Here is a 12,365-nt window from a genome sequence, read left to right as displayed (position 1 = left end):
CTGTGCGGATATGAATTAAATTTTGGTGCGGTTGCCCTGGATAAAATATCAATAGACTAACTCAATAAAATGCATTGTTCGACACCAATTTCCTGAATAAAATAATTGTCGTGTGAGATTGCTATCACAGTACCTGCATAATTTTTGATAGTAGCAGTGATAATTTCAATACTTTGTATGTCCAAGTTGTTGGTAGGTTCATCCAGGATAAACATATCAGGGGTATTGTTACTAATCATCAGACAGCAGAAAGCGAGACGCATTTTCTCACCACCACTAAGTTTCCGGCAGGATTTGTCCCATTCGGATGCAGGAAACAAGTAACGGTTTAGAATAATCTTTATTTCATGCTCCGGCAGATTCCGGCTGTTGAAAGCGTAAGCCTGTTCAAGAATACTGTTCCGGTCGTCAATGATCGAATACTCTTGATTCAAATAGACATAGCTAAAGTCCGTCCGTGTCAGGGTTCCTTCCTGTGGTTGAAGTTGGCCGGTGATTAATTTCAATAGAGTTGTTTTCCCGCTGCCGTTGGCTCCTTCTATGCGGAGGCGGTCTCCGCTCTTTAGTTGAAAGCTGACAGGAGCTTGCCAAAGCTGTTGTTTTGAGATACTATTTTCCTGAATATCATTGCTATTCGGATTGGGATGATAACCTGTGTCAGACGAATTTATTTCATCATTTGTCAGAATATTATTGTTAATCGAATTGGAATGATAACTGAAATTAATCTCTTTTGCTGTCACTAATATTTTCCCGGTATGAAGCGAGGAACTGTTGAAGTCGGTTTTTAATGCAGCAGTCGGAGAGAGCGAACCTCGAAGCTGGTTGCGCTCATCTGTTAACTTCTCGGCTTTCTCCTGATGGACGCCAGTCAGTTTACTAGTGCTCTTCTCGGATTTCCCTTGGAGTGCGTTCAATACAATGCGTGGAACTCCTTTTTTTATATTACTCTTTTCGCCGCGTACATTCTGTTTGTCCCTGCGTTCGGCCGTTTCGCGAGCCACTTTACGGGCAATACGTAGTGCCTTTTCTTTTTCTTCAATACGTTGTTGCAATGCTTCCTGCATCAGCGTTTTTTGTTCTTTGTAGAATTCGTAATTTCCGCCATAATAATTGATTTGATGCTTCTCTAGTTCGCAAATCTCGGGGAGAAGATTGAGCAGAGTACGGTCATGACTTACCACCAACAGGGTGGAACGATATTTCTCTACCCAGTCATATAAACGTTGTCTGCCGGAAGAGTCGAGATGATTGGTCGGTTCATCCATAAGTATGACAGATGGATGATGAATGTCCATACCTGCCAGGAATACGCGGGTCTTTTCGCCGCCACTAAGCAGATTCATCGGGTAGGATAGCGTAAACTGTCCTAATCCCCATAAATCGAGAGCGGCAATGGAACGTTCTTCGATATTCCAGTCATCATTTAGAATGGTGAAATTCTCGTTTGAGACATCTCCTGCCAGGATAGCGTGCAGAGCTTGCTGTTTGCGCTCTATTTGAAGAGCTTGTGCGATGGTTAGTGAATCATATTGCCCGAAATGTTGCGGGATATAATATAGGTCGTCCGGGCGGACAATGACACCGGAAGAGGGTGATAACTGTCCGGCAATAATTTGTAGCAAAGTAGACTTGCCACAACCATTGTTACCGACTAATCCCAATTTCTGCCCTTTACTGATGGCGAAATTGAGGTCACTGAATAATACTTCTTTATCCGGATGGATATAGCTGATTTGTTGGATACTGATAGACATGATGATCTATTGGGTTTGAGGTTGAAAATAGAGTGAAAAAAATCACGGGATAGGGGAACGACAAACACAATACTGGCTAAACAACACGGATTTCGTGATGCTTAACAAAATAGAAAAAGCATATAAGAAAAGTGATGTTTACTTAGAAGTGTTGTCTTACTTAGTAATTCTCATTGTGGTAGGTATATAGTTTAACTTGGCTGCAAAGATAACACTTTCTATTAGATTTCACTCTATTAAGACTGAAAAAGAATGAACTTCATTTATTTAGAGGCTCCGTTTACCTCATTCAGAGCCTCCGATTACTCCAAATAGAGCCTCTGTTTACCCTATTCAGAGGCTCTGTTTTAGAAGTGAGTTATACTCTTTCTTATTCTTATACATCAAACAGTTGATTTAATCCCTCACTCATACTGGGATGCGTGAAGATAAAATCGCGCAAGAATGTAGAGGTCTGGCCTGTCTTTATCGCCATAGCTACGATATTGATGATTTCTGAAGCATCGGCGCAGAATAGAGTACAGCCCATAATCTTCCCGTTATGATTATTGATGATAGCTTTTAGCATACCATCTGTCTGCCTCAATGTACGGGTACGGACGATGGAGGAAGCCGGCAACCGGGAAACCTTAAATGAATATCCTCTTTTCAGAGCTTCTTCTTCACTGATTCCGATATGTGCCAATGGCGGATCAATAAACACTGCATATTGCACAGGATCACGGTCTCCGATATCACGTTTCTTGTCGCCGAAGAGCTGATCGCGGATAATCCGGAAATCATCCAGCGAGAGATATGTAAATTGCGATCCGCCTTTCACATCTCCTATTGCCCATATATGAGGAACAGTAGTGCGTAACTGATCGTTTACGATGATAGCTCCGTGGGCATCAACTCCTACACCCGCTGCTTGCAGGTTCAATCCTTCAATCATCGGTTTACGTCCCGTTGCGATAAGAATGGCATCTCCATCTACATAATAAGGAGTACCGTCGGATACGTCCGAGTAAGTTAGTGTCACTCCGTCATTCGTGTCATGGATAGACTGCGCACGAGCGTTCAGATGGATTTCAATACCTTTCTTCTCCATCACTTCTTTGACGCTGTTTGCAATATCCCGATCTTCACGAGGCATAAATTTGTTTCCTCCTTCGAGTATCGTCACTTTACTGCCGAAACCGGCATACATAGAAGCGAACTCCAGTCCGATATATCCTCCACCTATGATAATCAGGTGATGAGGAAGTGCGCTTAAGTCCAAAAGCGCACTACTGGTATATACGTGCTGACTTTGCTGAATACCATCTATTGCAGGGATAATGGGAGTAGACCCCGTGTTGATAAATATCTCTTTTCCTTTCAGTTCGATTTCTCCTTCGGGAAGTTCCACTTTTATGGTATCGGCGGATATGAAAGACCCCGTTCCGGTATAGATAGTCATATTAGGACGTTTACTTAGTCTTTCGTAATTATCATTCCTAAGAAAGGAAGTGAGGCGGTTCTTTCGGCCGATGGCCTGTTTGTACATATTCGCCTGCTTCGGAAAATCATCGTGGTAAAGCAAAGCGGAGACCTCTGCTTCATGCACCAGCGTCTTTGTTGGGATACAGGCTACATTCGGACAGCTTCCTCCATACATCATGTTGGAACGTTCTACGATGGCCACTTGCCATCCGCGGTTGGAAAGTTCGGCAGCCAGGGTTTTCCCTGCCTTGCCGAATCCTATAATAATTGCATCATATTGTTTCATAACTTCTTGTATTAACGATTTGTATGAGACTATATAACAGTCTGAAAATACGATTTGTTCCGCAATGGCAAGAAGTCAGAATCCTCTTTAGTGGTTGTCTTAGTCTTTTTTAAGTGTTTTGAGTACGCGTTGTGACGAGTCGGATAATAACACTACGGCACTGGCCAGGATCACAATGTCTTTAATCACCAACCGCCCTGCACCGGATAGTAATGGGAAACCGAATTCTCCGCTTCCCAAGTCGGGAACCCAGACTTCCGGGGTGGTGACAAGAAAAGAAAGTGTGCCGAGCGTCATGATAATGGCGAGGGTGTCGCCTGCCAATCCCACTTTTGGGAAAAAGATTCCCAAGAATACCAGTATGCCGATACCCATAATAAGAGCTCCCAGTCCGTAAGAGAAAGTATAAGTGCGGTTTGCTTCGTGCCATGCACGATTTTCCGGGACAAAAGCACCTTCCGCATTTTTATGTTCTTTGTATTCGGGTGCACCTTTAGCATAGAAGAAACTCATAAAAGGACTGTTGGCTACAAACGGAACAATCCCGTCGGCTTCATAATGGAAATACTTCAATCCGCCTATCCATACAAATACTACCAGAATGGCAACGCGGATAAATTTCATACCAAAACTTTTCAGACTTGAAGTGAAGGTCAGTAAAGCGATCAATTTCTCTTTCATTTTGTTGGGGTTTTAATTGGTTTATCTTATGTTGCAAAGGTCGTCCATTTCCACTACCCCCCAAATAGCAATACTTCCGTATGCCTTGTCAATTTTTCCCTTCCTGTGTATTTCTGAATTGCACGGCGCTCTGTCCGGTCATATTTTTGAAGAAACGGCTGAAAGAAGCTTGGTCTTCAAATCCCAGAATATCGGCAATCTCTTTGGCGCTTTTGTTGCTGTAAAGCAGGAGACGTTTAGCTTCCGCTTCCACCCGTTCGTGGATAACTCGAAGCGGCGAAGGCAGTTTGCAGGTGGAAAAGATGTTCGATAGTGTCTTGGGAGATTTATGCAACATATCGGCATAGTCCTGCACCTGTTTCTTCGTCCGGTAATGCTCGTCGACCAAGTTATAGTATTGGCGGACAATCTCGAATCCGGATTCTTTTTCACGAGTGATATTCATGCGATGACGTGCAATCCGGGTACATTGGATGATGAAACGTTTCAGCAGGATGCGCAGCATCTCTTCCTGCAGGCTGTCGGAAACGGTAAACTCATTTTCCAGTGCTTCGGTAATAGTGTCGAGTTCTTTACGTTCTTTTTCATTCAGTGTGAAACGGATCAGGTGAGATGAACCGTTGAACAGGAAGCCGCTGCATGACACTTCATGGTCGTTGCCATAGATACAGTAGAAATTGCTGTTGAACAATAAAGTCAGGTATTCACCATCAATCGATTTAAATTCGAGGTGTTGCAGATGGGTGAGTGAAATCACTTCATCTTGGGTAAGCGTCATTTCCTGGTGGTCGATTTCTACCGTGATGCTTCCGTTGCGTACCCATATAAATTTATAAAGCCCTTTTTCTTTTTGCAGTGCTTTTTCTGTCAGATAAGAGTCTGTAAGTGCGAGTGTTCCTTTTAGTTTCGTGTGATATTGTTGTAACATAATTAATCCTCCATTGCTGATGCGTCAAATGATAACGGCAGTAGATCGCCTATACTTTTTACTTCGTAGATACATTCTTTGCCATATAATAGGATGCGGATGGGTTGTTTGTAACGCTTTTCCGTTTCCAGAATCACTTGCCGGCAGGCGCCGCAGGGAGGAATCGGATGGTCGATGAAGTCCTTTTCCGTTCGTGCCGCAATAGCAAGAGTGACAACCGGTTGGTCGGGATATTGGGAGTTGGCATAGAATAGGGTAGTACGTTCTGCACAAAGCCCCGACGGATAGGCCGCATTTTCCTGATTGGTTCCTGTCACTACTGTCCCGTTGCCCAATAGCGCAGCGGCACCTACGGAGAAATGGGAGTACGGAGAATAACTACGAGCTGTTGCCTCCATGGCAGTCTTTATTAGTGACCGATCGCCCTCATTCAACTCATCATATTGATATACTTTAATAATAGCGGTAATTGTGAGGTCTTTCATATACGTCAGGGTATTGGTTTCTACAATTAATGTTACAAAGTTAGGAAAGAGATTGATAATCCCAATTATTTTTCAGATTTTTGTGCCATCTAATTCACATCTGAATAAAAATGGAGAATAAACTGCATAGACTTATCTTTTTAACCGTTGTTTTTTTCTTTGCCGTAGGAGTGCAGGCACAGAAACGGAATGCCCGTTACGTCGAATATATAAATAAGTATAGTGATTTGGCTGTTGAACAGATGAAGCTTCATAAGATTCCGGCGAGTATCACATTGGCGCAAGGATTGTTGGAAAGCGGTGCCGGATATAGCCAGTTGGCACGAAAGAGTAATAACCACTTTGGTATTAAGTGTGGTGGCAGTTGGCGGGGACGTACGGTTCGTCATGATGATGATGCGCGCAACGAATGTTTCCGTGCTTATAAGCATCCGCGTGACTCTTACGAAGATCATTCCGACTTCCTTAGAAGAGGTGCCCGTTACGCTTTTCTTTTCAAACTGGATATCACCGATTATAAAGGCTGGGCGCGTGGACTGAAAAAAGCAGGCTATGCTACCGATCCTTCTTATGCTAACCGTCTGATTACGATTATCGAAGATTATGACTTGTATAAATACGACCGTAAGGGGGTATATTCGGAACGGAAGCTGAAAAAGAATCCTTGGTTGATGAGCCCGCATCAGGTGTATATCGCTAATGATATTGCTTATGTGGTAGCCCGCAACGGTGATACCTTTAAAGATTTAGGCAACGAATTCGATATTAGTTGGAAGAAACTAGTGAAGTACAACGACTTGCAGCGTGATTATACCTTGATGGAAGGAGATATCATCTACCTGAAGAGCAAGAAGAAAAAGGCTTCCAAACCTTATACTGTATATGTTGTGAAAGATGGAGATTCCATGCATGGCATCTCTCAAAAATATGGTATCCGCCTCAAAAATCTGTATAAGATGAATCGTAAGGATGGTGAGTATGTTCCGGAAATCGGAGATAGATTGCGTCTGCGGTAGAGACTTCTTTCAAAAGTTTCGAATTTCGGAAACTTAATGACTCATTCATGTGTTATTATCTTGATAAAACATGATTAGAATATGAGTCTAAACATTGCAAAAAGTAATAAGAAACGTGTCGTCATAGTAGGCGGTGGTTTCGGTGGCTTGAAACTGGCTAACAAGCTGAAAAAGTCAGGCTTTCAAGTCGTATTGATAGATAAAAACAACTATCATCAGTTTCCTCCTTTGATTTATCAGGTGGCTTCGGCCGGTATGGAGCCAACTTCCATATCCTTCCCCTTCCGTAAAATATTCCAGCATCGGAAAGATTTCTATTTCCGTATGGCGGAAGTACGTGCCATTTTCCCGGAAAAGAATATGATACAGACTTCCATCGGAAAAGCAGAATATGACTATCTGGTGTTAGCAGCAGGTACTACAACCAACTATTTCGGTAATAAACATATCGAAGAGGAAGCCATGCCGATGAAAAATGTGTCAGAAGCGATGGGATTGCGAAACGCTCTTCTGGCTAATCTGGAACGAGCGCTGACCTGTTCAACAAAGCAGGAACAACAAGAGCTATTGAATATTGTAATTGTAGGAGGTGGAGCTACCGGGATAGAAGTAGCCGGAATACTTTCCGAGATGAAGAAATTCGTCTTGCCGAATGATTATCCTGATATGCCCAGCAGTTTGATGAATATCTATTTGATTGAAGCCGGGCCGCGATTGCTTGCCGGAATGTCGGAAGAATCATCTGCACATGCCGAACAGTTTCTCCGTGAAATGGGAGTAAATATCCTGTTGAATAAACGTGTTGTGGATTATCGTGACCATAAAGTAGTACTCGAAGATGGTACAGAGATTGCCACGCGTACTTTTATCTGGGTGAGTGGTGTCACCGGTGTGACTATCGGCAATCTGGATGCCTCTCTGATTGGGCGTGGAGGACGTATTAAAGTCGATTCATTCAACCGTGTAGAAGGGATGAATAATGTGTTTGCTATTGGCGACCAATGTATTCAGTTGGCTGATGAAAATTACCCGAACGGGCATCCTCAACTGGCACAAGTGGCGATCCAGCAAGGAGAACTATTGGCAAAGAATCTGATTCGTATGGAGAAAGGACAGGAAATGAAACCTTTCCATTACCGCAATTTAGGTTCGATGGCGACTGTCGGGCGCAATCGTGCCGTGGCAGAGTTTAGTAAAGTAAAGATGCAGGGATGGTTTGCCTGGGTGATGTGGCTCGTTGTTCATCTGCGTTCTATCCTTGGAGTGCGTAATAAAGTGATTGTGCTCTTAAATTGGATCTGGAATTATTTCACTTACGATCAATCCATGCGTATGATTGTCTATGCCCGTAAAGCAAAAGAAATTCGTGATCGTGAAAAACTGGAGGAGACTAATCATTGGGGAAAAGAACTGATACAGGAACCGAAGCAACACTCTCCGCAGGAGATTCAGCAAGCTTCCGGACAAGAGAAAAAATAGTCAATGAGAAGTCATTATACCGTAGTTGACAATCCGTCATTATCCAGGTGTACTGACCTTCCGCCGACAGGTGGATAGATTCATATTCTGAACAGTAAATTCGTACAGGGTGTCCGATATCGGACACCCTTTGTTTTTTGTTATATTCTATTTATCAATTACTTACGTTTTTGGCATAGATTTGGTATATGAAATGCTAAATTGATACATGATAAAATCGTAAACGATCAGATATGGACAGAGAAATTCCTAAAGAGGTACGTCAGAAAGAACGTAATAAGAAGATCATTCGTTATTCATCCATCGGGGTGGCAAGTATTGTTGTTATTGGTGTACTTATATCTGTACTAAGGGCAGGAGTGGAGGCAAAAGATCTTGTCTTTTCCACAGTCGATACAGGAGTTATTGAGGTAAGTGTCAGTGCTTCCGGCAAGGTGGTTCCTGCATTTGAAGAAATAATCAATTCTCCAATCAACAGTCGTATTCTTGAAGTTTATAAAAAAGGAGGAGATAGCGTAGATGTAGGTACTCCGATTCTGAAACTAGATCTTCAGAGTACGGAAACCGAATATAAAAAGTTGCTGGACGAAGAGCAGATGCGTCGGTATAAGCTCGATCAGCTTCGTGTCAATAATCAGACGAAGCTTTCCGATATGGCGATGCAGATCAAAGTTTCGGCTATGAAATTAAGCCGGATGAAGGTGGAGTTGAGAAATGAACACTATTTGGACAGTCTCGGTGCGGGAACAACGGATAAAGTGCGCCAGGCTGAATTGAGCTATAATGTAGCCCAGTTAGAATACGAACAACTCCAACAGCAATATAAAAATGAGAAGGAAGTAGCTGCCGCCGAACTGAAGGTGCAGGAACTCGATTTTAATATCTTCCGTAAGAGTCTCTCCGAAAAGAAACGTACTTTGGATGATGCGCAAATCCGTTCTCCGCGCAGAGCTATTCTTACCTATATTAATAACCAGATTGGTGCGCAGATTTCCGAAGGCGAACAAGTCGCTATCATTTCCGATTTAAGTCATTTTAAGGTAGAAGGTGAGATTGCTGATACGTATGGCGACCGTGTGGCAGCCGGAGGAAAAGCAATAGTTAAGATAGGAAGCGATAAACTGGAAGGAACGGTCAGCAGTGTAACACCGTTATCCAAGAATGGCGTCATATCATTCACGGTTCAGTTGAAGGAAGATAATCACCGTCGTCTGCGCTCCGGATTGAAGACAGATGTTTATGTGATGAATGCCGTGAAGGAAGATGTGATGCGTGTTGCCAATGGCTCTTTCTATGTGGGGCGTGGTGAATACGAATTGTTTGTCTGCAACTCTGACAATGAACTGGTCAAACGTAAGATACAGTTGGGTGATTCAAACTTTGAATATGTAGAAGTTTTGAGTGGATTGCAACCGGGTGACAGGGTAGTGGTAAGCGATATGAGTGCATATAAGAACAAGAATAAGCTGAAGATTAAATAATTTAAATACTAGAAGTTATGATAACATTGAACTCTCTTTCCAAAATTTATCGTACTGATGAGATTGAAACGGTAGCGTTGGAAAATGTGAATCTGACGGTAGAACGTGGAGAATTCCTAAGTATAATGGGACCTTCCGGGTGCGGAAAATCTACATTGTTGAATATAATGGGATTACTTGACGCACCTACCATGGGAATAGTGGAAATCAATGGAATACGTACCGAAGGAATGAAAGACAAAGAATTGGCCGTTTTTCGTAATAAAACGCTTGGTTTTGTGTTTCAGTCTTTTCATTTGATTAATTCGTTGAATGTGATGGATAATGTGGAGTTGCCTTTACTTTATCGCCGTGTTGGCAGTAGTGAGCGAAAGCGGTTGGCGCAAGAGGTATTGGAAAAAGTAGGGTTAAGCCATCGTATGAGACATTTTCCTACACAACTTTCCGGTGGGCAGTGCCAACGTGTAGCTATTGCCCGTGCTATTATCGGTAATCCCGAAATAATCCTTGCCGATGAGCCGACAGGTAACTTGGATTCAAGGATGGGAGCCGAAGTCATGGAACTGCTTCACCGACTGAATAAAGAAGACGGACGCACCATCGTCATGGTTACCCATAATGAAGAACAGGCGAAGCAGACTTCGCGTACCATCCGTTTCTTTGACGGACGTCAGGTGCAGTAGAACCTGCGTTTTATACATGAAACTAAATAGAAAAACAGATTAATATTTCTCTAAATTAAAAACCACCATGACAAAGAATATTTTCATCGTTGCGATAGCTGTCCTGTTAAGTGTTGCTTTTTGTTCGCTATCGGCACAAAATGTGAGTAAAGATTATAATGTAGGCGACTTTTCTGCCATCAACCTGCAATCTGTCGGAAATATTATTTTCGCTCAATCGGCAGAATGTACCTGCCGTTTGGGAGGGCCTTCTGAATTTGTAGAGAAAACCCGGGTAACGGTGAAGAACGGTACACTGGTTATCGATTATAAAGAGAAGAACGTAAAGAATGTCAAGAATCTGATTTTTTACATCACTGCTCCCGATTTGAGTAAAGTGAAAATCGACGGGGTAGGGAACTTTGATGCAAAGGAAAAATTGAATCTTAAAAATATAGCTTTCGAACTTGACGGAGTGGGAAATTGCAACGTGAAAAATCTTCATTGCGATGAACTGAAACTCGATGTCGACGGAGTAGGCAATATGAAAATGAATGTTGACTGTGGCCTTATCAAGGCTAAAGTGGATGGAGTAGGTAATATCACTTTATCGGGTAAGGCTGATACTGCTTTCTTTAAAAAGGATGGTGTTGGTAAAATCAATCACAAAAACCTGAAATGTAAGGATATAACAAAGAAGGGATGGAATTTCTAATATGGAACGTTCTTTGACGAACTTCTGTGGAACCTAATCGAAGAAGAATAAAAAAGACGGGTAAGAAATATACTGAACTCTATACTGGTAACGATCATGATAAAACTCTATTTTAAACAAGCATTCCATCTGTTGGGAGAAAATAAACTGCTTTCTTCTATTTCCATTATTGGTACAGCTTTGGCTATTGCTATGATAATGGTAATTGTGATTACTTTACGTGCGACTATTGCTCCCTTTGCGCCGGAAACCCATCGTGATCGGATGCTTATTTTCCGGTTTGCCGGACTTCAAAGTAAGTCCAACGTGAATTGGCAAAGCAATGGCCCTATCGGATACAATACGGCAAAGGCTTGTTTCAAAGCAATGACAATTCCCGAAGCAGTTTCCATAACCAATATCTGGCAGGAAACAATGCTGGCTGCTAAACCGGCAGGTGAGATGGAAAGTTGTAGTGTGTTGCAAACAGACGATGCTTTCTGGAAAATATTTGAATTTGAGTTTCTATCCGGTAAACCGTATGATAATGCCGATTTTGATGCCGGAGCAGCAAAAGCTGTGATTTCCGAAGATATGGCTCGCCGTTTGTTCGGAACATCAGAAGTGGTTGGAAAAACATTCCTTCTGAATCATTCGGCTTATATTGTTTGCGGAGTGGTACGTCCGGTCTCTAAACTGGCGAAGTACGCCTATGCGCAAGTTTGGATTCCTTTGAGTTCAACAAGTGCCTTCACAGCCACTTGGGGTGATGACAATATCATGGGGATGACTGCCGTCTATATACTGGCTAAATCGAAAGACGATTTTCCGGCTATTCGTCAGGAGGCAGGCCGCTTGCGGGCTATCTTTATGGCAGGGCATCCCAATTTCGATTTACTCTATCGCGGACAGCCTGATACTTATTTCGTAGCCGCGCAACGCTATTCCGCCAACAATCCTCCTGCTGTGAAAGAAGCAGTACGTCAATACATACTGACATTACTAGTCTTATTGATTGTTCCTGCCGTTAACTTATCCGGACTTACTTTGTCACGTATGCGTAAGCGTATCTCCGAAATAGGAGTGCGAAAAGCCTTTGGTGCTCCCAGACGGGAGCTTATGATGCAGGTACTATCCGAAAATATGCTTTATTCCCTGTTCGGAGGAATTCTCGGACTGGTATTAAGTTATGTCGCCGCTTTCCTTTTGGGAGGAATGCTTTTCTCCGTAGACTTTGTATCCAATGGTGTGGAGGATTTGCGGACCATGTGTGTCGACTTACTGTTCGATCCTACCGTATTCCTGCTGGCATTTCTGGCTTGCTTTCTACTCAATTTATTAAGTGCCGCCATTCCGGCATGGAGAGTAACTCGCACCAATATTGTGGATGCCATCAACGAAAGATAATTCTTCAACTCATCTAAATTCTAAA

The 12,365-nt window shown here is 42.7% G+C and carries 11 protein-coding genes; 6 read left to right on the top strand and 5 right to left on the bottom strand.

All coding sequences use genetic code 11. The annotated features are described in order from the left end of the window. Positions 1–56: 56 nt before the first annotated feature. The 5 genes from BSCG_RS25515 to cdd form a co-directional block, all read right to left on the bottom strand. On the bottom strand, positions 57–1,757 hold the full coding sequence (locus tag BSCG_RS25515) for an ABC-F family ATP-binding cassette domain-containing protein (RefSeq protein WP_008774694.1): 1,701 nt from the start codon (positions 1,755–1,757) through the stop codon (positions 57–59). Positions 1,758–2,133: 376 nt separating this feature from the next. Continuing rightward, the gene (locus tag BSCG_RS25520; protein WP_008774693.1) at positions 2,134–3,507 is read right to left on the bottom strand and encodes an FAD-dependent oxidoreductase; all 1,374 of its coding nucleotides are present in this window, start codon (positions 3,505–3,507) and stop codon (positions 2,134–2,136) included. Between the two features lie 99 nt (positions 3,508–3,606). After that, the gene (locus BSCG_RS25525; protein WP_004304234.1) at positions 3,607–4,188 is read right to left on the bottom strand and encodes a DUF417 family protein; all 582 of its coding nucleotides are present in this window, start codon (positions 4,186–4,188) and stop codon (positions 3,607–3,609) included. 88 nt (positions 4,189–4,276) lie between these two features. Continuing rightward, positions 4,277–5,116, bottom strand: coding sequence for an AraC family transcriptional regulator (locus BSCG_RS25530; RefSeq protein ID WP_008774692.1), 840 nt, complete (start codon positions 5,114–5,116; stop codon positions 4,277–4,279). 2 nt (positions 5,117–5,118) lie between these two features. Continuing rightward, complete coding sequence (gene cdd / locus BSCG_RS25535; protein ID WP_004304232.1) at positions 5,119–5,601, bottom strand: cytidine deaminase; 483 nt, start codon at positions 5,599–5,601, stop codon at positions 5,119–5,121. Between the two features lie 110 nt (positions 5,602–5,711). Between cdd and BSCG_RS25540 the strand changes: the two genes are divergently transcribed. From BSCG_RS25540 to BSCG_RS25565, 6 genes are all read left to right on the top strand, one after another. After that, positions 5,712–6,617, top strand: coding sequence for a glucosaminidase domain-containing protein (locus BSCG_RS25540; protein ID WP_004314292.1), 906 nt, complete (start codon positions 5,712–5,714; stop codon positions 6,615–6,617). Between the two features lie 81 nt (positions 6,618–6,698). Next, positions 6,699–8,096, top strand: coding sequence for an NAD(P)/FAD-dependent oxidoreductase (locus BSCG_RS25545; protein ID WP_008774691.1), 1,398 nt, complete (start codon positions 6,699–6,701; stop codon positions 8,094–8,096). A gap of 233 nt (positions 8,097–8,329) precedes the next feature. Beyond that, the gene (locus BSCG_RS25550) at positions 8,330–9,577 is read left to right on the top strand and encodes an efflux RND transporter periplasmic adaptor subunit (protein WP_008774690.1); all 1,248 of its coding nucleotides are present in this window, start codon (positions 8,330–8,332) and stop codon (positions 9,575–9,577) included. Between the two features lie 17 nt (positions 9,578–9,594). Next, positions 9,595–10,260 (top strand): ABC transporter ATP-binding protein, encoded by a 666-nt coding sequence (locus tag BSCG_RS25555; RefSeq protein WP_004311327.1) that lies wholly within the window; start codon positions 9,595–9,597, stop codon positions 10,258–10,260. A 67-nt stretch (positions 10,261–10,327) separates the two neighbouring features. Further along, the gene (locus tag BSCG_RS25560) at positions 10,328–10,954 is read left to right on the top strand and encodes a GIN domain-containing protein (RefSeq protein WP_008774689.1); all 627 of its coding nucleotides are present in this window, start codon (positions 10,328–10,330) and stop codon (positions 10,952–10,954) included. Positions 10,955–11,050: 96 nt separating this feature from the next. Continuing rightward, positions 11,051–12,340 carry an ABC transporter permease gene (locus BSCG_RS25565; RefSeq protein ID WP_008774688.1) on the top strand — a complete coding sequence of 430 codons (1,290 nt, stop codon included), beginning with the start codon at positions 11,051–11,053 and terminating at the stop codon, positions 12,338–12,340. The last annotated feature ends 25 nt before the right edge of the window (positions 12,341–12,365 follow it).

The sequence above is a fragment of the Bacteroides sp. 2_2_4 genome (assembly GCF_000157055.1).
Taxonomy (GTDB): Bacteria; Bacteroidota; Bacteroidia; order Bacteroidales; family Bacteroidaceae; genus Bacteroides; species Bacteroides ovatus.
The sequence above is the reverse complement of the archived record's forward strand: the minus strand, read 5'-3'. Positions and strand labels throughout refer to the sequence as shown.

Bases quoted from the DNA above. Each gene is read 5' to 3' on its own strand.
- BSCG_RS25515 (WP_008774694.1), bottom strand. From the start codon at position 1,757: ATGTCTATCAGTATCCAACAAATCAGCTATATCCATCCGGATAAAGAA.
- BSCG_RS25520 (WP_008774693.1), bottom strand. From the start codon at position 3,507: ATGAAACAATATGATGCAATTATTATAGGATTCGGCAAGGCAGGGAAA.
- BSCG_RS25525 (WP_004304234.1), bottom strand. From the start codon at position 4,188: ATGAAAGAGAAATTGATCGCTTTACTGACCTTCACTTCAAGTCTGAAA.
- BSCG_RS25530 (WP_008774692.1), bottom strand. From the start codon at position 5,116: ATGTTACAACAATATCACACGAAACTAAAAGGAACACTCGCACTTACA.
- cdd (WP_004304232.1), bottom strand. From the start codon at position 5,601: ATGAAAGACCTCACAATTACCGCTATTATTAAAGTATATCAATATGAT.
- BSCG_RS25540 (WP_004314292.1), top strand. From the start codon at position 5,712: ATGGAGAATAAACTGCATAGACTTATCTTTTTAACCGTTGTTTTTTTC.
- BSCG_RS25545 (WP_008774691.1), top strand. From the start codon at position 6,699: ATGAGTCTAAACATTGCAAAAAGTAATAAGAAACGTGTCGTCATAGTA.
- BSCG_RS25550 (WP_008774690.1), top strand. From the start codon at position 8,330: ATGGACAGAGAAATTCCTAAAGAGGTACGTCAGAAAGAACGTAATAAG.
- BSCG_RS25555 (WP_004311327.1), top strand. From the start codon at position 9,595: ATGATAACATTGAACTCTCTTTCCAAAATTTATCGTACTGATGAGATT.
- BSCG_RS25560 (WP_008774689.1), top strand. From the start codon at position 10,328: ATGACAAAGAATATTTTCATCGTTGCGATAGCTGTCCTGTTAAGTGTT.
- BSCG_RS25565 (WP_008774688.1), top strand. From the start codon at position 11,051: ATGATAAAACTCTATTTTAAACAAGCATTCCATCTGTTGGGAGAAAAT.